General features: G+C 74.4%; 18 protein-coding genes. 4 read left to right on the top strand and 14 right to left on the bottom strand.

Annotated features, from left to right (window positions below; translation table 11 throughout):
• Positions 1–297: 297 nt before the first annotated feature.
• The 11 genes from ABZ404_RS03315 to ABZ404_RS03265 form a co-directional block, all read right to left on the bottom strand.
• Positions 298–1,161, bottom strand: a complete 864-nt coding sequence (locus ABZ404_RS03315; protein ID WP_358836936.1) for an alpha/beta fold hydrolase — start codon at positions 1,159–1,161, stop codon at positions 298–300.
• A gap of 192 nt (positions 1,162–1,353) precedes the next feature.
• Positions 1,354–1,761 (bottom strand): CoA-binding protein, encoded by a 408-nt coding sequence (locus ABZ404_RS03310; RefSeq protein WP_358836937.1) that lies wholly within the window; start codon positions 1,759–1,761, stop codon positions 1,354–1,356.
• Positions 1,762–1,789: 28 nt separating this feature from the next.
• On the bottom strand, positions 1,790–2,746 hold the full coding sequence (locus ABZ404_RS03305) for a methyltransferase domain-containing protein (RefSeq protein WP_358836938.1): 957 nt from the start codon (positions 2,744–2,746) through the stop codon (positions 1,790–1,792).
• Entirely contained in the window at positions 2,746–3,546 is an 801-nt protein-coding gene (locus tag ABZ404_RS03300; protein ID WP_358836939.1) for an alpha/beta hydrolase, read from the bottom strand. The genes ABZ404_RS03305 and ABZ404_RS03300 overlap by 1 nt, the downstream gene beginning before the upstream one ends.
• Positions 3,543–4,208: a LysR substrate-binding domain-containing protein gene (locus tag ABZ404_RS03295; RefSeq protein ID WP_358836940.1), complete on the bottom strand. Its 666-nt coding sequence runs from the start codon at positions 4,206–4,208 to the stop codon at positions 3,543–3,545. The genes ABZ404_RS03300 and ABZ404_RS03295 overlap by 4 nt, the downstream gene beginning before the upstream one ends.
• The gene (locus ABZ404_RS03290; protein ID WP_358990071.1) at positions 4,201–5,049 is read right to left on the bottom strand and encodes a DUF6182 family protein; all 849 of its coding nucleotides are present in this window, start codon (positions 5,047–5,049) and stop codon (positions 4,201–4,203) included. The genes ABZ404_RS03295 and ABZ404_RS03290 overlap by 8 nt, the downstream gene beginning before the upstream one ends.
• Positions 5,040–6,200: a hypothetical protein gene (locus ABZ404_RS03285; RefSeq protein ID WP_358990068.1), complete on the bottom strand. Its 1,161-nt coding sequence runs from the start codon at positions 6,198–6,200 to the stop codon at positions 5,040–5,042. Before ABZ404_RS03285 ends, ABZ404_RS03290 begins: the two co-directional genes overlap by 10 nt.
• 46 nt (positions 6,201–6,246) lie before the next feature.
• Positions 6,247–7,671, bottom strand: coding sequence for a hypothetical protein (locus tag ABZ404_RS03280; protein ID WP_358836555.1), 1,425 nt, complete (start codon positions 7,669–7,671; stop codon positions 6,247–6,249).
• Positions 7,671–8,528 carry an SAM-dependent methyltransferase gene (locus tag ABZ404_RS03275; protein WP_358836556.1) on the bottom strand — a complete coding sequence of 286 codons (858 nt, stop codon included), beginning with the start codon at positions 8,526–8,528 and terminating at the stop codon, positions 7,671–7,673. Before ABZ404_RS03275 ends, ABZ404_RS03280 begins: the two co-directional genes overlap by 1 nt.
• A 70-nt stretch (positions 8,529–8,598) precedes the next feature.
• A complete protein-coding gene (locus ABZ404_RS03270; protein ID WP_358836557.1) occupies positions 8,599–10,317 on the bottom strand; it encodes a GH3 auxin-responsive promoter family protein in 1,719 nt (572 codons plus the stop codon).
• Complete coding sequence (locus tag ABZ404_RS03265; RefSeq protein WP_358836558.1) at positions 10,304–10,954, bottom strand: hypothetical protein; 651 nt, start codon at positions 10,952–10,954, stop codon at positions 10,304–10,306. The genes ABZ404_RS03270 and ABZ404_RS03265 overlap by 14 nt, the downstream gene beginning before the upstream one ends.
• Positions 10,955–11,264: 310 nt before the next feature.
• On the opposite strand from ABZ404_RS03265, the gene ABZ404_RS03260 reads away from it, so the two are divergent.
• From ABZ404_RS03260 to ABZ404_RS03250, 3 genes are all read left to right on the top strand, one after another.
• Positions 11,265–11,891 carry a YigZ family protein gene (locus ABZ404_RS03260; RefSeq protein WP_358836559.1) on the top strand — a complete coding sequence of 209 codons (627 nt, stop codon included), beginning with the start codon at positions 11,265–11,267 and terminating at the stop codon, positions 11,889–11,891.
• A 70-nt stretch (positions 11,892–11,961) separates the two neighbouring features.
• Positions 11,962–13,143, top strand: coding sequence for an exonuclease SbcCD subunit D (locus tag ABZ404_RS03255; RefSeq protein WP_358836560.1), 1,182 nt, complete (start codon positions 11,962–11,964; stop codon positions 13,141–13,143).
• The gene (locus ABZ404_RS03250; protein ID WP_358990065.1) at positions 13,140–16,154 is read left to right on the top strand and encodes an SMC family ATPase; all 3,015 of its coding nucleotides are present in this window, start codon (positions 13,140–13,142) and stop codon (positions 16,152–16,154) included. The genes ABZ404_RS03255 and ABZ404_RS03250 overlap by 4 nt, the downstream gene beginning before the upstream one ends.
• A gap of 22 nt (positions 16,155–16,176) precedes the next feature.
• Here the strand turns inward: ABZ404_RS03250 and ABZ404_RS03245 are convergent, their stop codons facing one another.
• Positions 16,177–16,623: an Lrp/AsnC family transcriptional regulator gene (locus ABZ404_RS03245; protein WP_358837092.1), complete on the bottom strand. Its 447-nt coding sequence runs from the start codon at positions 16,621–16,623 to the stop codon at positions 16,177–16,179.
• A gap of 94 nt (positions 16,624–16,717) precedes the next feature.
• Between ABZ404_RS03245 and ABZ404_RS03240 the strand changes: the two genes are divergently transcribed.
• Positions 16,718–17,206: a rhodanese-like domain-containing protein gene (locus ABZ404_RS03240; RefSeq protein ID WP_358837091.1), complete on the top strand. Its 489-nt coding sequence runs from the start codon at positions 16,718–16,720 to the stop codon at positions 17,204–17,206.
• 74 nt (positions 17,207–17,280) lie between these two features.
• Here ABZ404_RS03240 and ABZ404_RS03235 read toward each other — a convergent pair whose 3' ends face one another.
• Positions 17,281–18,963, bottom strand: a complete 1,683-nt coding sequence (locus ABZ404_RS03235) for a DUF885 domain-containing protein (RefSeq protein ID WP_358837090.1) — start codon at positions 18,961–18,963, stop codon at positions 17,281–17,283.
• Between the two features lie 50 nt (positions 18,964–19,013).
• Positions 19,014–19,544, bottom strand: a complete 531-nt coding sequence (locus tag ABZ404_RS03230; RefSeq protein ID WP_358837089.1) for an Lrp/AsnC family transcriptional regulator — start codon at positions 19,542–19,544, stop codon at positions 19,014–19,016.
• Positions 19,545–19,597 lie beyond the last annotated feature (53 nt).

Here is a 19,597-nt window from a genome sequence, read left to right as displayed (position 1 = left end):
ATGCCACGAGGCCCGCCGCCGAACGACTGCATTCCCCATGTCCGTTCAGGTCGGACCCGTCGGATGCCGCGGTGACCGTCGCCGGACGAACGCACTTCGCATGCCCGTTGAGGTCGGCCCCGCCGGATGCCACGGGGCCCGCTGCCGGAAGACCGCATTCCGCACGTCCGTTCCGGCCGGTCCCGCCGGTGCCATGGCGCCTGCCGTCGAACGACTGCATTCGGCATGCCCGTTCTGGTCGGTCCCACCGGACGTCACGGGGGCCCGCCGCCGAACGACCGTATACCGCATGGCCGTTCACGCCACCGCCCACCGCAGCGCCCAGGTGAACACCGCGAGCGCGCCGAAGTGCGCCGCGTCCGGCGGCACCTCCAGTCGGGCGCCCGGGATCCGCTCGGCCAGCCAGCGGGTGTGCCGGGCGGGTGCGAACACGTCCTGGGCCCCGTGCCACAGCAGCACCGGCGTACGGATGTCCTCCGGCCGGAACTGCCAGGGCGAGCTCAGCGCCAGGATGTCGTCGACCCACCCGTCGGCCGAACAGCGCAGCCCCTCCGCGAAGTTGCGCACCAGCAGCGCCCGGACCGCGGCGTCGGCCAGCACCTCCCGGTCCGGCCCCGGCACCATCGCGTGCATCGCGGTGACCGTCGCCCTCGGGTCCGCCCGTATCTCCGCCGCCCGCCCCTCGAAGGCGGCGGTCACTGCCCGCGGGCCGTCCGCCGCGATGGTGTACGCCCGGATGTTGTCCTCGGTCATCCCGTCGAACCAGTCGAGGCCCTCCGCGTCACGCGGCGCGAGCGGTACGAGCGCCACCACCCTGGCCGTACGCCCCCCGAGGCGCGCGGCACACGACAGCGCGTGCGGCGCGCCGCCCGAGCGCCCCACCACGGCGAACCCGTCCAGGCCCAGGGCGTCGGCTATCGCCGCCACGTCGTCCGCCGCGTGTGCGACCCGCCGCCCGGGCCGCCGGTCCGAGTCGCCGTACCCCGGCCGGTCGAAGGTGATGAGGCGGATGCCCATCCGGTACAGCACGGTGCTGCGGGGAGCCGGGCCGTGTCTGCTGCCGGGAGTGCCGTGCAGCAGGAACACCGGCCTGCCCAGCGGGTCGCCCCGGCTCTCCACGGCCAGCTTCCGGCCGTCCGGGGTGCGGATGAACGTCGGCAAGGCGCGCCTCCCATGGGTCCGTTCGGGGACTGCTGGGGATGGCGCCAGTATGAGCGCGCCGGGACGACCGGTACAGCGGACAGCGGGAGGCGGGACGGGGACGCGGGGCGCCAGGAGGGCGCGGGCGCGGCCCCCCGGGCGGCCAGGCCCGGGGCGGGGTCGGCCCCAGGGTGCCGTCGGCCCCGGGCGGGCTCAGCCCAGCCGGGGCAGCTCGATCGCCGGGCACCGGTCCATGACCATGTCGAGCCCCGCGGCCCGCGTCCGCTCGTACGCCGCCTCGTCGATCACCCCGAGCTGGAACCAGACCGCCTTGGCCCCCGCGGCCACGGCCTGGTCGGCTATCCCTCCGGCCTGCTCGCTGTTCACGAACACGTCCACGACGTCGACGTCGAACGGGATCGCGTCCAGCGACGGATACCCCTGCTCGCCGTGGACTGTCTCGGCCTTCGGATGGACGGGCACGATCCGCTTCCCGTACCGCTGGAGCACCGCCGCCACTCCGTACGCCGCGCGGCGCTCGTTGGACGACAGACCCACGACCGCCCAGGTGTCCCCGGTCCCGGTCAGGATCCTGCGGATGGTCTCCTGCTCGCTGCTCACGTCTCGCCTCCCGCGGACCAGAGGCCCGTCAGCTGTGCTTCTCTCCCGCAGAACGAGCGGCGGGCTCCCGGAATTCCCGCTCGCCGGGCACGGTGGCGACGGCCAGCACATTGCCCTCGCTGATGTATCCGTCGGCCGCGTCCAGCGGGTGGTCCGCCGCGTCCGGGTCCGCGAACCGGCGCCACTCCTCGCTCAGCCCGAGCGCCGCCGCCTGTTCGGCGAGCCGGGCACAGGTCGGCGCATAGAACGCTCTGACCTGCGGGGAGAGCGGGGCGAAGTGCTCGATCAGGACGGTCTGTTGCCGCACATCGGTCAGGCCCGCGGCCTTCAGATGGCGGTAGAGGTCCCGGGTGCGCAGGAGCTGGGCGGCGTACCCGGGAGTGCGGCCGGCCGCGCGGAAGAAGTCCGCGAAAAGATACGGATCGGCCGGCCGGGCGGTGATCAGATGGGCGTCCAGGTCCTTCACCGCTATCGTGCCGCCAGGCCGCACCACCCGGCGCAGCTCCCGCAGGACGAGGGCCAGTTCGCCGTCGCTCAGGTACTGCACGGTGTTGGCGCACCACACGGCGTCGAAGGTGGCATCCGCGAAGGGCAGCTCCAGCAGATCGGCGCGGCGCACCTCCACCGGGCAGAGGGGGGCCCAGCGATCCAGCCGTTCCCGGGCCAGCGCGGCGTTCTCCCCGGCCAGGTCCACCGCCGAGACCCGCCCCCGCGGCCCGACCAGATCCGCCAGCCACGGCAGGAAGTCCCCGCCGCCACAGCCCGCGTCCAGGACGTGCGCGCCGGGCCGGATGCCCGCCTGCCCCAGCAGGGCGAGGTAGGCGTCGCGGCACGCCTCGAAGTGGGCGTCGACGATGGTGTGATGGGTGAATCCCAGGCCGGTGGAGGAGGTGAACCCCCAGGCCCGGTGGTCTTCGCGGCCGCGCCGTTCACCGCGCCCCTTGTGGCCCGTGAACCCCCAGGCCCGGTGGTCTTCGCCCGGCATCAGCGCGCTTCCCCTGCACCGGTGCGTGCTTCCAGCGCCTCCAGCTCGTCGAGCAGCGTGTCCAGCTCCTTTTGAGTCGCCTCCGGTGCCTCCAGGGGCGGCAGATGACCCGCGCGCGGGACGACGACGAGGCGCCCCCGGGGCAGGGCGTCCGCCATCGCGCGCGCGTCCGCCTCGGTCACCAGCTCGTCCTCCTCCCCGATGATCACCACGGCCGGGATGTCGGCGTCCCGCAGGACGTCCAGGGCGTCCTCGCGCGCGGTGATCGCCCGCTGGGCCCAGGCCAGGGACGCGGGGGCGGACCTCGCCGCGACAGCGCGGACGTGGGCCAGCACCCGGGGGCGCTCGGCCCGGGTGGTGGCGCCGACCAGTCGCGGAGCGGTGGCCTCGACGGCCGCCGGGCCCCGCACCGGGTCCTCCATGAGGGCGGCGAACCCCTCCCGGGCCGCACGCGCGGCCCCGTCGTCCGCCTGCGCCCGGGTGGACAGCAGCGCGAGCGCCCGCGTCCGCCCGGGATGCCGGCGCAGGAACGCCATCGCCACGTAGCCGCCCATCGACACCCCGGCCAGCACCGCGCGCGCGATCCCGCGCCGGTCCAGCTCGCGGGCCAGGTCGTCGGCGACCGCGTCCAGCGAGGGCGGACCGTCACCGAGCGCGGTTCCCCCGAAACCCCGCTGGTCGAAAGCGATGACGCGGTGGCCGCGCCGCTCCAGGGCCTCGCGCTGCGCGTCCCACATGGAGGAGTCGAGGGCGAGCGCGTGCAGCAGCACCACCGGCGCCCGGCCGTCGGCCGCCGTCATCGCGCGGTGCTCCCCTTCTCGGCGTCCGCGATGAACCGGGCCGTGTGCGCGGCCGGTGCGGGGTCGCGCAGCCAGGCGAGGGAGACGGGCGCGGGCGGCAGGTCGACGATCGGGATCACCTTCATCCGGGCCGGCGCGATCGTCTCCAGGGACTGGAACGTCAGATGCACCGCGTCCGTCCCGGAGAGCGTCCCCACCAGGCCCTTCACCGTGCCCATCTCGTACGCCCGCCGGATCCTGCGGCCCTTGGGGGTGCGGGGCGGCACCACCTCGTCCCACACGTACTCGGGGAACGCGCCCGGGCAGCGGAACCCCTCGTACGCGGCCAGCTCCTCCACCGACACGGACGTGTGCGTGGCGAGCGGGTGGTGGGCGCCGACGATCACGGCACGCGGGTCGAGGGCCACGGGCCGGCTCACCGCCAGATCGGGCTCCTCCAGCCCGTACTTGACGATCATGACGTCCAGTTCCCCGGCCCGCAGTCCACGGAACGGATCGCCCACCTCGTATCCGACCAGCTCGACCTCGCTCGCGTCGCGGCCCGCCGCGCGGATGATCGCGGTGGCAAGGTCGGGCGAGCCGTGGATGCCCAGGCGGACCGGCGGGGTGCCCGCGGGCGTGCCGGGGAGGCGGTCGGCGGGCAGAACGGTGGAGTCAGTCATCGGGAGTCTCCTCGGTCAGTGCGGCAAAGGCGCGAAGGCGGTCGGGGTGGGTGGGGTCGGCGTCGACGCGGAGCGCGGCGAAGGCCGCGCTCGCGCCGGTCAGGCTCGGGACGGAGCGCAGGGTCAACCGGTCGCCCGGCACGATCAGGCCGTCCAGGACGGCCTCGGCCACCAGGTGGTTGAGGTGGACGAGCGCCTCGGGCACCCGGACGCCCGAGACGGCCAGATAGAGGTCGCGGTGGATTCCGGCCCTCGGCCAGGGACCGGAACCCGGCGCGGCCGATCGCGCCGGGTGCTGCCGCGGCGTCCCGGAGCCGCCCCGAGTGGCGGTCGGGGCCGGGACCGTGACCGTTCTCGGCGGGCCCACCGGGAACGCGGCTGTGGACAGGAACAGCTTGAGCAGGCGGCGCAGCTCCGCACTGCTCGCGGCCGGTGCCGGGCCGCACCAGCCGACCGACCTGTCCTCGGCCAAGTGGTCGAAGGAGTAACGGCCGAGCAGGTTCTCGGGGTTCCCGGCCAGGTACACCGTTCGGGTGAATGACCGGCGCCAGGCCGCCGCGGCCCCGGGTGCCAGGCCGAGTGCGAAGGCCGAGGCGTCACGGACCCAGGCAGCCGGGTCGAAGTGGCGCACGACCGCCACCGCCTGGACGGCGCCCGCGTCCGGCAGCTCGGTGACCCGGGCGCGCACCGCCCGCAGCGCGGCCGCGTCCGACTCGCCCTCGGCGGGCACCAGTTCGGGCCGCGCCGCGCGCAGCCGCCGCAACGCCTCGGCGTGGAGCCGCCGCTGCGTCAGCGGGGCGGGAGCCGTGCGCGGGCAGGCCCGTTCTCCGGTCAGGGGCACAGGAACACCTCCCTCAGCAGATCCCGCGCGGGCGCGGGACGGCGCCGGCCGAGCAGACTGGTGGTGAGCCGGTAGGGATCCACATAGGTGTGGTCGCGGCGGTGGACGCCCAGCCGCGCGGGCAGGGCCGGTTCGGCGGTGTCGGGCGCGCCCGCCAGCAGGCGCTCGGCGCGCCCGAGGCACTGGCGCAGCAGGTCGGGCCGGTGCGACTGGGCCTGGCCCGGCCCCAGAGTGGCGATGAAGTACAGCCGCATGCCGAGCCGGATCGCCGCCTCACCGTGGTCGGCGCGGGCCGCGTCGAGGAGCGCGGCGGCGTCCAGGCCCTGCCAGCCGCCCGCCCGGGCCGAACGGATCCGGCCGTCGACCGGCACCCGCCCCACGGTGACCCGGTGCACATCGGGACCCAGCGGCCCGAGTACGCGCGCGAGGAGCTGGTAGTCCGGGTCGAGCTCGCGGTCGTAGAGGAACACCAGCTCGTCGTAGTGCGGGGCGAGCGGCAGGAGTTCCCGCAGGGCGCAGGCGAGGTAGTTGGGCCGGCCGTCGGCGGTGACGATCTGGCGCAGCGGCAGGCCGTGCCGTGTGAGGTCGAGGTAGACCGGGCCGCCCACCGCCCGGTGGTCCAGGCACAGCCCACGCGCGCGCAGATGCTCCAGTGCCTCCTCCAGGTCGAGGCCGGGCGGCTGGTGGTCGAGGAGACCGGGGTCGTACAGGCCCAGCCGCGCGTAGTGGCTCCGCCACAGTTCGAGGACGCGGGTGGCGGCCGGGTGCACCCACTCGTGGTGCTCGACGGCGTCGGCGTACGGGCGCAGCGCGGCGGCCGGCACCCGGTCCTCGGCCGCCCGGTGGCGTACGTACAGCGAACCGATGTCGTCCTCGGTCAACTCCGCGTAGCCCGTGTCCCCCTGCGTCCGGTCGAGGAACTCCCAGAAGGCCAGGGTCTGTTCGGTCAGGTGGTACGTGGAGTGGCTGAAGCGGTAGTCGACCTCCGCCAGGCACGCGGTGGCCCGGTACATCACGTCCGTCCAGAAAAGTCCCTTGAGGTGGGACGGCATGAGCGGTTTGGAGGGGGTGATCGTGACCGGGGCGAGCAGCACCCGGCGGCGCGCCGCCGTCGCGGGGCGGGGCGCGTCGAGGACGGCGGGGGCGGTCACGGACACCCTCCGTCCGGCGCGGGCGCGGCGCGGCCGCACAGGGGCGTCACGAGGAGGCTCCTTCCGCCGCCGTGAGGACGTTCAGGAGCTGCGCGCGGGGCAGGGGCCCGGTGTCCGCCGGGAGCGGTCCACGGGGCGCCTGGGCGACCCGGTGCCGGAACTTCTCGTCGCCGAACACCTCGTCCGGAGTGCTCAGCCCCATCAGGACCCGCGTCAGGCCGCGCCACACCGTGCCGTCCCGCGCGGCAGCCGACCGGATGGAGGTGTTGGGGCAGCCGGCGTAGACGGGCGGCAGGGAGCGGCCGTGCACGACGGCGCTCCAGCGCCCGATCCGCTCCCGGTCGGTGCTGGCCGCGTGCTCGTACCACGGCCGCAGCAGCACGTCGGTGAATTCGGCGGCGGCCTCGCCCCGCTGCCGGGCGGGGTGGGACGCCAGTTTGTCGGCCAGGCCGAAGGCGTGCGCGAGCGCCAGCGACATCCCGCGTCCGTAGAGCGGGTTGGTGACACAGGCGGCGTCCCCGACCGGGAACAGCCCCGCCACGGGCGGCCGCACGGCGGTGGCGCGCAGGGCGTTGGCCGGGCCGCCGATCACCTGGACCCCGGAGATGGGGGCGCTGACCGCGTCGTCGAGCCAGGCGGTGAGGCCGGGAGTGGCGCGCGCGACGGCGGTGAAGGCGTCGGCGTGCCGCAGCCGGTCCAGCTCCGTGTCGCCGGGCAGGGTGCCCAGGGCGATCGCGAAGGTGCCCGCGTCGCCGGGGTGCAGCACGCCCGCGTAGTGGTCCCAGATGTCACCGGCGGCATGGCCGCGGTTCAGCGTTCCGGGCAGGGAGCCGCTTCTGAGCCGGTAGAAGCGCGTGAAGCCGCGCAGTCCGCCCGGGCTGGTCAGGTCCCCCGCGACCGGGACCCCCGCGTCGGTGAGCCAGCCGCGGGCGGCCGCGCGGCGCCCGGTGGCGTCCACGACCACCTCGGCGGACAGATGGGCGCCGTCCGTGGTCACCACGCCGCGCACCGACTGCCGGTCGGAGCTCAGCCTCAGCCCGCGCACGGTCGTGCCGTGCCGGATCTCCACCTGTGGCAGGGCCTCGACCGTCCGGTACAGGACGAGTTCGAGCGTGGTGCGGCGGCAGCCGAGGGCGACGAGCAGGTCGTCGCCCACCTCGCGCGCGCGGTCGGTCGCACCCGGCGGTATCGCGCGCGTGAGGTCGAACAGCGGCGCCCCGGCGGCCATCAGCCGCTCCAGCACCTCGGGCGCGCGGGTGCGCAGAGTGCGTACGCCGAGCGAGGTCAGCGTGTGGGAATGCTGGGCCTGCGGCACGGTGGGGCGCTGCCAGCGGCTGTGCAGATCGGCCATCGCGCCCCGGGGCGGCGGGGCGGAGCGCTCCAGGACCGTCACCCGGCGCCCGGACCCGGCGAGCGCGAGAGCGGTGGCCAGCCCCGCGACACTGCCTCCTACGACCAGAGCCTTGGACATCAGCGCCGCCGGCCGTGGATGAAGAACACCCGGCGCACGTCCGTCTCGTGCCGCGGCGGCACCGGATCCGGCCAGCGTCCGAAGTCCGCCCCCGGCTCGCCCGGCTGCACCGCCTCCACCGAGAACCCGTGGCGGTCGAAGAGCGCCTCGGGCTCGTCGGTCCCGAACAGCCAGGGGCAGCCCCAGCCCGCGAAGATGTCGAGCAGGCCCCGCATGTGGGGCAGCGTCAGGGCGACGGAGTTGACCAGGTCGGCGGCGATCCGGCTGCCGGGCGCCGAGAAGGCGGCCACCCGGCTCAGGATGCGGTGGGTGTCCTGCTCGGGGATGTAGTAGAGCAGCCCCTCCAGCAGCCAGGTGGACGGCAGGGCGGGGTCGTAGCCCGCCCGGAGCAGGTCGTCCTCCCAGTCGGGCGCGGTGAGGTCCACGGCGACCGTACGGTGGTCGGTGCGCGGCGTCACGCCCTTCAGCCGGTCCCGTTTGTACGCGAGCACCGCGGGCCGGTCGACCTCGAAGTAGCGCAGCCCCTCGGGCCAGTCCAGCCGGTACGCGCGCGAGTCCATCCCGGCCGGAGCCAGCACGATCTGCCGCATCCCGGGCTCACGGGCCGCTTCCTGGAGGTGGTCGTCGAAGAACCGGGTGCGGATGGCGTTGTAGTCGGGAGTGCTGGGGAGCGTACGCGAGGTGTCGGCGGGGAACGTCGCCCGCCGGATCTCCGCGAGCAACTCCGGGCCGATCTCCCCGCAGAGCGTCCGCGCGTAGGGATCCTGGTAGATGCGGTCGGGCCGGCGCGTCTCCGCGGCACGCAGGGCGGCGGTGAGCAGGGCGGTGCGTTCGACGGCGTCGAGCAACTCGGTCACGGGGTTCTCGTCTCCTTCGGTCGGACGGGTGGAGTGCGGCCTCGGTGGGGGAGGGGCCGCGACTGGAGGGTCAGGAACCGTTCCCGTCGGTGAGTCGTTGCCATTGCGCCGGGTCCTGGCGGAAGAGCCGGTCTTTGACCTGGGTGGGGCGTACGCCGGAGGCGACGGTGGCGTGCCAGTCGTCGAGGAAGGCGTCGGGGTGCAGCGGCAGGGCGGTGGGAGCGCCGAGACGGAGGTGGGTGCGGGCGTGGCGATAGCCGGGGGATTCCAGAGCGAGGGCGCGGTCGAGGCGCGTCAGGAACGTGTCGGTCTCGGCTGTGCTCCAGGGGATGGCTGACGCGAGGGCGAACTGGTAGGCGGGGAGGTTATGGGGGCCATGGAGGTCGGGGGTGACACGGCAGGCGACGTTGCGCAGTTCGAGTCCGCCCGCGGCGAGCGCGGTGGTGAGAGCGCGCAGGACCTGGGCGTCGCGCAGACGTTCCCCGGCCGCGTCGGAGAGGGTGCTGCGGCCGGTGTATTCCAGACGCGGCACACCGCCCTCGCGGTCCACGACCCGGACGACGTCACCGACCGCGTAGCGGTAGAGACCGCCCACATGGCTGAAGACGGTGTGGTAGTCGCGGCCGACCTCGAGTTCGTGGGGCCGGAGCGTGGCGACGTCGGGGGTGAGGTCCCGGTCGGCGTCGGCGAACTCGTACACGGAGGCGGTGACGACGAGGCTTCCCGCGCTCGGGTGGCGGTCCAGGGCGACACCGGTGGGCCCCTCGGAGGCGGCCACCGGGGCGGGCAGGACGGTGACGCCCGGCCCGAACTCCTCACGCAGACGGGGGAGGTAGAGCGAGGCGACGCCCGTAGTCCAGCAGAAGAGGGCGCGCATCCGCGGCCAGACGTGGGCGGGCCTGATCCGCCCGAAGCGCTCCGCGAGCCGCTCCAGTTCACGGGCGCGGCCGGGGTTGGGCTGGCAGTGGGGATGACCGCCGAGCGTGCCGTCGCGTACCTCCCGGACGATGCGCTCCCACCAGAGGTTCAGCTGGTGGGGCAGGGCCGCGACCATCGCCGGGTTGATCCCGATGACACAGCGGACGTCGCTCTCGACGGCCAGCCGCAGCCGCAGGTACATCTTGTCGAGGTGCGCGCCCGCGTCCACCTCGATGGGCAGGGTCCCCCAGGGGGCGGCCGTACCGGGCTCGGCCGACAGCGGCTCGCCGAACCGTGCGCCGAAGTCGACCTGGCTCGCGCCGACATGGGGCCGGCCGGAGGCCGTGGTGGGGGGAGCGGCGATGGGGTCGTGCTTCAGGTTGAGGACGGCGTCCGGGCGGGCCAGGACATCGGGGAAGTGCTCGATGAGCGGCGCCCAGGCGGCGTAGTAGAACGGGAAGAACGTGGTGCGCATGAACCGGGGGGTGACCGGGATCTTCTTGTGGGCGCCGGTGCTGCCGCTGCTGGTGAAGAACACGGCGGGCCGGTCGGCCGTCAGGACGTTCTCCTCGCCCGCGGCGGCCCGCTCGATCCAGGGGGCGAGCCCGCTGTAGTCCTGCACGGGCACGGCCGCGCGCCAGTCGTCCAGGGTGCGTACGCGCGCGAAGCCGTGCGCGCGTCCGTAGGCGGTGCCGGCGTTGAAAGCGAGCAGGTCCTCCAGGACCCGCCGCTGGTGTCCGGCGGGGTCCGCGAAGGCCGCCCGCAACCGGTCCCGTTCGGCGGACACCCGCGACCGGTACCGCTCCATCCGCCCCGGATCCGTCCAGGTCAGGCCGTCCCGAGGGGCCTGGCGGGCCTCAGACGTAGTCATGGCAGACCACCTCCCGCACGGCCTCGGCGGTCCGACCGGGGGAGCCCTGCTGCTCCACGACCGTGACCGGAAGGCCGCGGATCTCGTCCCACATCAGCTTCTCCAGGTCCGTCTGGTACCGCTCGAACGCCGCCCGGTTCGGCCGCTCGCCGTAGTGTTCGAGGGAGTTGAGCCGGCTGCCGCGCCGACTGCGGCGCCAGGCCTCCTGGGGCGCGACCCGGAGGTACACCACGTGGCGCGGCTGGGGGAACGAGCGCCACCAGTCGTACATGGGGTTCTCGCTCACCCCCGCCAGACGGCACTTCGCGAGGATCTTGTAGTAGTACGAGTCGACGAGGAGCGGCCGTCCGTCGGGCGATCCGGCGGCGGTCAGGAGCTGGTCGCGCAGGTGCACCACCGCGGTCTGGAGCATGCTGGCCATGAACTCCGGCGAGTAGGCACCATCCGGGGCGGCGACGTCCTTCACCACTTCGCGCCGCAGCCGGCCGATCAGCGCGTGCCGCTCCGCGAGGAAGCGGTCGTCGACGGAGACGACCCGGACGGGGTCGGGGCCTTCCACGAGTCGGGAGACCGCTGAGGACTTGCCCGCGTAATCGCCTCCCAGAAGGACGGAGAATAACGGGAGGTTTTCTGACATATCGGGTTGCTCCTTACGGACCGGCGCACTCTCTGCTGTGGCACGACTCCTCCGCGCAGCCTGCGTGAGCCGCCTATAGGGAGAGTTGAGGATCAAGGGGGAGGGGCGAGCGAGGGTTCACCTGGTATCCATGGGGGCGTTGCCGGGCCGGTGTGTCACCGGGTGAGCCCGTCGGCCTCGCCCGGGCGCGCCCCGGCCCCGGTGACATCGGTCACCCCCTGCCCCCGCGACCCCCGGCGTTCCCCGCCCCCGCCGCCGGGGCCCGCGACGGTCCGCAGGTCACGGGCGCGGCACCGCATAGGGTGGCCGCATGCAGGAGCAGTACCGGACGATCGCCCGCGAGGGTGTGCACGAGACCGAGGTCAATCGATCGCGGTTCATCTGCGCGCTCGCGCCCGCCGCGACCGAGCGGGAGGCGCAGGACTTCGTCGCGCGCGTCCGCGCGGAGCACCCCACGGCGACCCACAACTGCTTCGCGTACGTCATCGGGGCCGACGCCTCCGTACAGAAGGCGAGTGACGACGGCGAGCCGGGCGGCACCGCCGGGCTCCCGATGCTCCAGATGCTGACCCGCCGCGAGGTGCGGTACGCCGTCGCCGTCGTCACCCGCTACTACGGCGGCGTGAAGCTCGGCGCGGGCGGCCTGATCCGCGCCTACGGCGGAGCGGTCGGCGAGGCCCTGGACGCGCTGGGCACGGTGGTGCGCCGGAGGTACCGCCTCGCCACCGTCACCGTCGACCACCAGCGCGCGGGCAAGCTGGAGAACGACCTGCGGGCCACCGGGCGCGCCGTGCGCGAGGTGCGCTACGCCGAGGCCGTCACCATCAGGATCGCCATCCCCGAGGCCGACGTGGAGTCCCTGCGCCGCTGGCTCGCGGATGTCACGGCGGGCACCGCGACGCTGGAGCTCGGCGGCGAGGCGTACGGGGACGCGTGACAGCTGTGAGCCGTACCGGTAAGGCAGTTGCCGCCCGGGATGTCCGACCCCACCGATACCCTCGGGGATCATGAGACTCCTGCATACGTCGGACTGGCACCTGGGACGGTCGTTCCACCGGGTCGCCCTGCTCGACGCCCAGGCCGCGTTCCTCGACCACCTGGTGGCGACGGTGCGCGAGCGCGACGTGGACGCGGTCCTGGTGGCGGGCGACGTCTACGACCGGGCGGTCCCGCCGCTGGCGGCCGTGGAGCTCTTCGACCGCGCCATCCACCGGCTCGCCGACGAGGGCGTGCCCACGGTGATGATCTCCGGGAACCACGACTCGGCCCGGCGGCTCGGCGTCGGCGCGGGCCTCATCGAGCGGGCGGGCATCCATCTGCGCACCGACCCGGCCGCCTGCGACACCCCCGTGCTGCTGTCCGACGCCCACGGCGAGGTCGCCTTCTACGGACTGCCCTACCTCGAACCGGCGCTGGTCCGTGAGGAGTTCAAGACCGCGAGGGCCGGGCACGAGCAGGTGCTGGGCGCGGCCATGGAGCGTGTCCGCGCCGATCTCGCGGCACGCGCGCGCGGCACCCGCTCCGTCGTGCTCGCCCACGCGTTCGTCGCCGGGGGCGAGCCGAGCGAGAGCGAGCGCGACATCACGGTCGGCGGGGTCGCCGCCGTCCCCGCGGGGGTCTTCGACGGCGTCGACTATGTGGCGCTCGGCCATCTGCACGGCTGCCAGACCCTCTCGGACCGCGTGCGCTACTCGGGCTCCCCGCTGGCGTACTCGTTCTCCGAGACCACCCACCGCAAGACCATGTGGCTCGTCGACCTGGCCGCCGACGGATCCGTCGGCGCCGAGCGCGTCGACTGCCCGGTCCCGCGCCCGCTCGCCCGGGTCCGGGGCCGGCTCGACGAGCTGCTGGAGGATCCCGCGCTGGAGCCCCACGAGGACGCGTGGGTCGAGGCGACGCTCACCGACCCGGTCCGCCCCGACGACGCGATGGCCCGTCTCGCCACCCGCTTCCCGCACACCCTGAGCCTGGTCTTCGACCCGGACCGCGCCCCCGAGGACCCGCTCGCCTCGTACGCGCGACGTCTGGAGGGCCGCACCGACCAGGAGATCGCGGAGGACTTCGTGGCCCATGTGCGCGGCGGCAGCGGTCCCGACGAGCGGGAGCGCACCGTGCTGCGCGCCGCCTTCGACGACGTACGGGTGGAGTCGGAGCTCGTCCGGGACCACGCGCGCGAGGGGGCCCGATGAGGCTGCACCGGCTGCGCGTCACCGCGTTCGGCCCCTTCGGCGACACCCAGGAAGTCGACTTCGACGCGCTCTCGGCCGGGGGACTCTTCCTGCTGCACGGCGTGACCGGGGCGGGCAAGACCTCCGTCCTGGACGCCGTCTGCTACGCGCTGTACGGAGCGGTGCCCGGCGCCCGCCAGAGCCCCGGCGCCGTGCTCCGCAGCGACCATGCCGCGCCCGACACGGTCACCGAGGTCCTGCTCGACCTGACCGTCGGCGGACGGCGGCTGGAGATCACCCGCAGGCCCCAGCAGAACCGGCCCAAGAAGCGCGGCACCGGCTTCACCACCGAGAAGGCGCAGACGTGGCTGCGCGAGTACGACCCGGGCGCGGGCGCGTGGCAGGCGCTCAGCCGCTCCCACCAGGAGGTGGGGGAGGAGATCGGTCAGCTCGTCGGTATGAGCCGCGAGCAGTTCTGCCAGGTCGTGCTGTTGCCACAGGGGGACTTCGCCAAGTTCCTGCGCTCCGACGCCGAAGCACGCGGCAAGCTGCTCGGCCGGCTCTTCGACACCGGCCGCTTCGCCGCCGTCGAGGAGCGCCTGGCCGAGCTGCGCCGCGCCGCCGAACAGCAGGTCAAGGCTGGTGACGAGCGTCTGCTCAACCTCGCCCAGCGGATGGCGCAGGCCGCCGGGGACGGCCCGGACGCGCGCGACTGGCCGCTGCCCGGCCACCGCCCCGGGGAGCCGGGGCTCGCCGAAGGGGTCCTGGAGTGGGCCGCCGTCGCGCGCGCCGGGGCCCGCGAGCGCCTCGCCGTCGCGGAGTGCGCCCTCACCGCGGCCGAGAGCCGTCAGGCCGCCGCCCGCGTCGCGCTCGACGACGAGCGCCGCCTCGCCGAGCTCCAGCGCCGGTACGCGGACGCCCGCCGCCGCGCCGACGAACTGGCCGCCGCCGAGCCCCAGCGCGCGGCCGTACGGGAGCGGCTGGCGCGGGCCCGCAAGGCCGACCTGGTCGCCCCCGCCCTCGCGCTGCGCGCGGAGGCCGAGCGCGAACACGAGACGGCGGCCACGGCCCGTGAGCGCTCGCGCGCGTCGCTGCCCGCGGACCTGGCGGAGGCCGGGGCGGAGCACCTGGGCGCGCTGGAGCGGCAGATGCGCCAGGAGCTGGGCGCGCTCGACGCCGCCCGCCGGGCCGAGGCCCGCAGCGCCGAGATCACCGCCGAGCGCGCCGAGCTCGACCGCCAGGCCAGGGCCGACGAGCAACTGCTCCTCGACGCGGCCGGCTGGCTCGCCGCCTGGGAGGGCGAGCGCCGACGCCACCAGGAGCGCGTCGACGCCGCCCACCAGGCCGCCACCCGCACCGAACAGCTGGCGGGACGGCTGGAGCCGGCCCGGCGCAGGCTGGCGGCGGCCCGCGAGCGCGACGCGCTCCAGGTGCGCGTGGCCGCGGCCGAGGAGCGGCAGGGCGCCGCCCGGGAGAAGGCCAACACCGCCCATGAGCACTGGCTGGCGCTGCGCGAGGAGCGGCTGCGCGGCATCGCCGCCGAACTCGCGGCGGGCCTGCGCGAGGGGGAGGCGTGCGCCGTCTGCGGCTCGCCCGAGCACCCCGACCCCGCGCGCGCCACCACCGGCCATGTGGACCGTACGACGGAAGAGGCCGCCCACGAGGCGTACCGGCAGGCGGAGGAGGCCCGCGCCGAGGCCGAGCGCGCCCTCGCCTCCGTACGCGAGCGGTACGCGGCGGCGAGCGCGGAGGCGGGCACCGAACCGCTCGCGGTACTCGACGGCCAGGTGCGCGCGTGGGAGGCCGAGTACGGCGAGAGCCGTGCGCTCGCCGCCGGGCTGCACGCGGCACGCGAGGCCTTCGAGAGCGCCGAGCGCGAGCACGCGCGGCGCCTTCAGGAGCAGCGCGAGGCGGACCGGCGCGTCTCGGCCCGTACCGCGCGGCGCGAGGAGATCGACCGGGAACAGGCCGCCCTGGAAAGGGAGCTGGCGGTGGCCAGGGGCGAGGCCCGCAGCGTCGCCGAGCAGGCGGCGCTCCTCGACCACCGGGCCGGGCTGCTCGCCCGGGCGGCCGAGGCCGTCCGCGAGGTCGAGGTGAGCGCCCAGCGGCTCAAGGACGCCGACGGGCGGCTCTCCGAAGCGGCCTTCCGGGCCGGGTTCGACACCCCGCGGGCGGCGGCGGACGCCTTCCTCGACGACCGCGGGCAGAGTGAGCTCCAGCACCGGCTCGACGCGTGGCAGCGCGAGGAGGCGGCCGTCGCGGACCGGCTCGCCGACCCCGGCACAGTCGCGGCCGGCGCCCGTCCGGCCGCGAGCACCGAGGAGGCCGAGGCCGTCCACGCGCGCGTGGAGCGCGCGCTGCGCGAGGCCGCCTCGGTGCTCGCCGCCGCCCGCGCGCGCTGCGCCGAACTCGCCAGGCTCGGGCGCGAGGCCGCGGCCGAGACGCGCCGGATCGGCCCGCTGCGCGAGGAGTACGACCGGGTGGCCCGCCTCGCCGGGCTCACCGCCGGAACCTCCGCCGACAACGAACGCAAGATGCGCCTGGAGTCGTACGTACTGGCCGCGCGCCTGGAGCAGGTCGCGGCCGCCGCCACGGCCCGGCTGGGACGTATGTCCGGCGGCCGCTACACGCTGGTGCACTCCGACGCGCGGGGCGGACGCGGCCGTTCCGGGCTGGGGCTGCATGTGGTCGACGCCTGGACCGGCCGGGAGCGCGACACCGCCACGCTCTCGGGCGGCGAGACGTTCTTCGCGTCGCTCGCGCTTGCCCTGGGCCTGGCCGACGTGGTCACCGACGAGGCCGGGGGCGTACGGCTGGACACGCTCTTCATCGACGAGGGCTTCGGCAGCCTCGACGACCAGGCCCTGGACGAGGTCCTGGACGTCCTGGACTCGCTGCGCGAACGGGACCGCAGCGTCGGCATCGTCAGCCATGTCGGCGATCTGCGCCGCCGCATCCCCACCCAGCTGGAGGTCGTCAAGGAGCGCGACGGGTCGCGGGTGCGGCACCGGACGGCGGGATCCGGGGACTGAGGGACCCCGGCGCGCGCGACGCTCAGCGGCCTATCGCACGGCGGGGCAGGGGCGAGGAGTAGACGACACTGGTCGTCACCGACCCCAGGGCGCCGATCTTCCCGGAGATCTCCTCCAGGTGGCTCATCGACCGCGCGCCCACCTTGATCACGAAGCAGTCGTCGCCCGTGACGTGGTGCGCTTCCATGATCTCCGACGTCGCCTCCAGCAGGTCGTGGAACGGCTTGTAGTTGCCATTCGGGTACCGCAGCCGTACGAAGGCGAGGATGCCGCGGCCGAGCCGCTCCTGGTCGACGACCGCCGTGTAGCCCGAGATCACCCCTGCCTCCTCCAGACGCCGCACGCGTTCCGTCACGGCGCTCGGGGACATGGCGACGGCGCGGGCCAGCTCCGCGAAGGTGGCCCGGCCGTCCTGCTGGAGGGCGTCCAGGATGCGCCAGTCGGTGGCGTCCGGGGAATACTCGGTCATGGCTGCCAGACAACAGGGGATTCCCCGGCGAATCAAGGGATGTTCCGGGGATCGCGCCTTCCGGCCGATGATCAACGGCCGTAGATTTCTGGCCATGACAACAACGCAGCTCGCCACCGCCGCCAACCCCGTCCTGCGCGTCGCCCCGGCCGCGCCCGCGGACGCCGCCGCCTATTTCCGCGCCAGCCTGGTCTTCCACGCCGACGTCTCCGACGTGGCGTCGGTGCTGGCCCGGGGCGGCGAGCCGGGCTTCGTCGTGCTCGACTCGCGCTCCACCGAGGCCTGGGACCAGGGCCATGTACCGGGCGCCGTGCACCTGCCGACCGCGCTGATCGCCGAACAGGCGGAGCACCTGCTCGACAGGTCCGTGCCGGTCGTCACCTACTGCTGGGGCCCCGGCTGCAACGGCGCCACCCGCGCGGCCCTCGCCCTGGCCGAACTCGGCTACCAGGTCAAGGAGATGCTCGGCGGCTTCGAGTACTGGGTGCGCGAGGGCTTCGCGTTCGAGACCTGGGAGGGCCTCGAGAAGCGCGAGGCCGACGCGCTGACCGCGCCCGTCGGCGCGGACGACTGCGGCTGCTGACACCGCCGCGGTGTGCGCGGTGTCGCGGGGACGGGCCGGCGGGCCCGCCACCGCGACGGCTCGGAGCGTGGCGCTCAGAGCTTGGACAACTCGTCCACCAGGTCGTCCAGCCCCAGCGGCCCCTGCGACAGCGCGGCCATGTGCCAGGCGCGGGCGTCGAACGCGTCACCGTGGTGCTTCTTGGCGTTCTCGCGGCCCATCAGCCAGGCGCGCTCGCCCAGCTTGTAGCCGATCGCCTGCGCGGGCACGGACAGGTACCGGGTGAGCTCGCTCTCCACGAAGTCCGCCGGTCGCCCGCTGTGGCGGCCGAAGAACTCCTGGGCGAGATCCGGTGTCCACCGCTCGCCGGGATGGAACGGCGCGTGCTCGGGGATCTCCAGCTCCAGGTGCATGCCGATGTCGACGATGACCCGGCACGCCCGCATCATCTGCGCGTCCAGATACCCCAGGCGCCGCTCCGGATCGGGCAGGAAGCCCAGCTCGTCCATGAGCCGCTCGGCGTACAGCGCCCAGCCCTCGGCGTTGGCGCTCACCGTCCCGATGGTGGCCTGGTAGCGCGAGAGGCGGTCCGCGACGTGCCGCCACTGCGCGATCTGCAGATGGTGGCCGGGCACACCCTCGTGGTACCAGGTCGAGACCAGGTCGTACACGGGGAAGCGGGTCTCGCCCATCGTGGGCAGCCAGGTGCGGCCGGGCCGCGAGAAGTCCTCGGAGGGGCCGGTGTAGTAGGGCGCGGCCGCGCTGCCGGGCGGGGCGATGTGCGACTCCACCTTCCGTACCCGCTCGGCGAGTTCGAAGTGCGTGCCGTCCAGGGCCTCGATCGCCTCGTCCATCAGCCTCTGGAGCCATGCGCGGACCTCGTCCACGCCCTCGATGTGGGTGCCGTGCTCGTCGAGGTGGGCCAGCGCTTCCCAGGGCCCCGCTCCCGGCAGGATCTTGTCGGCCTCGGTCTTCATCTCGCCGAGGATGCGGTGGTACTCGGACCAGCCGTACGCGTACGCCTCGTCGAGGTCCAGCGTCGTCCCGTTGAAGTAGCGCACCCAGCGGGCGTACCGCTCACGGCCCACCGTGTCGGGAGCCCCGGCGATGGCGGGCGCGTACACGTCGCGCAGCCAGTCGCGCAGCGCGACGAGCGCCTCGCCCGCCACGCGCGCGCCCGCGTCGAGGTCGGCGCGCAGGGCCCCGGGTCCCGGCGCCGCGAACTCCGTGAACCAGTTGCGGTCGGTACCGATCCACTCGGTGAGCTGGCCGATGAAGGTGTCCGTGGCGCGCGGCCCGGCGAACAGGCCGCGTTCGAGCCCCAGTTGCAGGGACGCGCGGTAGCCCTCCAGGGCGGCGGGAACGGCCGTGAGCCGCGCCGCCACGTCCGCCCAGTCCGCCTCGTCGGAGACCGGCATCATGGTGAACACCTGACGCACGGAGTGGACGGGCGAGCGCAGGTTGCTGATGCAGCGCAGCCCCTCCTGCGCGTCGTGGACCGCGAGTTCGGAGGTCAGACGCTCCCGCAGCAGTCTGGCGCAGCGCCGCTCCGAGTCGCTGTCCGCGCCCGGTGCCCGCTCCGCTTCGTCGAGCCGCGCCAGCGTCGCGCGGGCCAGGGAGGCCACGGCCTCCTGCCCGGCGGGCGTGAAGTCCGGAAGCAGCCGGGCGCTCTCGCGCACGCCCAGATAGGTACCGGTGATGGGGTCGAGTTCGATGAGTGCGTCGACATGGGCGTCGGCGACCTGGCGGGGCAGCACGCTGCTGGAAGTGTCTGGCATGGTCCACATACTCGTACGAGCACGGGCCCCGCGTCACCCACAGGCGACCTTCAGCCACCAGGGACGGAAGGGGAGGGAGAGGGCGAAGCGGAAGGCGGCGCCGTTGTCGACGACGGGGGCAGCAGAGGGCCGCACTCCCACTGCTGGAATATCAACCGCGTCTCGACGCGGGCGACTTCGCGCCGTGAGGTGAACTCGTCGATGACCAGCCGCTGGAGGTCGGCCGTGCCGGTCACCGCCACGTGGACCAGGTAGTCGTCCGGGCCGGTGAGGTGGAACAGGGCGCGGGACTCCGGCAGCGCCCGGATGCGCTCGACGAACGGACCAATCAGTTCACGCCGATGTGGCCGCACCTGCACGGAGAGGAGAGCCTCCAGGCTCCGGCCCATTCTCGCCGGGTCGAGCCGGAGCTGGTGTCCGAGGATGACTCCGGAGCGGCGCAGTCTGGTGACCCGGTCCAGGCAGGTGGAGGGGGCGACGCCCACTTGCGCCGCGAGATCGCGGTAGGTGGTCCGGGCGTCGTTCTGCAGAAGGCGCAGAATGTCCAGATCCACCGGGTCCAGTACGACGGAATCAGCCATTGGCCGAACGTAGCACGGACCTCGGCGCCCGATTCCGGTCACGGTTGCACAGT

It is taken from the genome of Streptomyces sp. NPDC005878 (assembly GCF_040629815.1).
Taxonomy (GTDB): Bacteria; Actinomycetota; Actinomycetes; order Streptomycetales; family Streptomycetaceae; genus Streptomyces.
This window is presented reverse-complemented; position numbering and strand designations above follow the sequence as displayed.

What these genes read in the sequence shown, in the direction of transcription:
- ABZ404_RS03305 (WP_358836938.1), bottom strand. Translation starts at nt 2,746, where the DNA reads ATGCCGGGCGAAGACCACCGGGCCTGGGGGTTCACGGGCCACAAGGGG.
- ABZ404_RS03300 (WP_358836939.1), bottom strand. Translation starts at nt 3,546, where the DNA reads ATGACGGCGGCCGACGGCCGGGCGCCGGTGGTGCTGCTGCACGCGCTC.
- ABZ404_RS03295 (WP_358836940.1), bottom strand. Translation starts at nt 4,208, where the DNA reads ATGACTGACTCCACCGTTCTGCCCGCCGACCGCCTCCCCGGCACGCCC.
- ABZ404_RS03280 (WP_358836555.1), bottom strand. Translation starts at nt 7,671, where the DNA reads ATGTCCAAGGCTCTGGTCGTAGGAGGCAGTGTCGCGGGGCTGGCCACC.
- ABZ404_RS03270 (WP_358836557.1), bottom strand. Translation starts at nt 10,317, where the DNA reads ATGACTACGTCTGAGGCCCGCCAGGCCCCTCGGGACGGCCTGACCTGG.
- ABZ404_RS03265 (WP_358836558.1), bottom strand. Translation starts at nt 10,954, where the DNA reads ATGTCAGAAAACCTCCCGTTATTCTCCGTCCTTCTGGGAGGCGATTAC.
- ABZ404_RS03260 (WP_358836559.1), top strand. Translation starts at nt 11,265, where the DNA reads ATGCAGGAGCAGTACCGGACGATCGCCCGCGAGGGTGTGCACGAGACC.
- ABZ404_RS03255 (WP_358836560.1), top strand. Translation starts at nt 11,962, where the DNA reads ATGAGACTCCTGCATACGTCGGACTGGCACCTGGGACGGTCGTTCCAC.
- ABZ404_RS03250 (WP_358990065.1), top strand. Translation starts at nt 13,140, where the DNA reads ATGAGGCTGCACCGGCTGCGCGTCACCGCGTTCGGCCCCTTCGGCGAC.
- ABZ404_RS03245 (WP_358837092.1), bottom strand. Translation starts at nt 16,623, where the DNA reads ATGACCGAGTATTCCCCGGACGCCACCGACTGGCGCATCCTGGACGCC.
- ABZ404_RS03240 (WP_358837091.1), top strand. Translation starts at nt 16,718, where the DNA reads ATGACAACAACGCAGCTCGCCACCGCCGCCAACCCCGTCCTGCGCGTC.
- ABZ404_RS03235 (WP_358837090.1), bottom strand. Translation starts at nt 18,963, where the DNA reads ATGCCAGACACTTCCAGCAGCGTGCTGCCCCGCCAGGTCGCCGACGCC.
- ABZ404_RS03230 (WP_358837089.1), bottom strand. Translation starts at nt 19,544, where the DNA reads ATGGCTGATTCCGTCGTACTGGACCCGGTGGATCTGGACATTCTGCGC.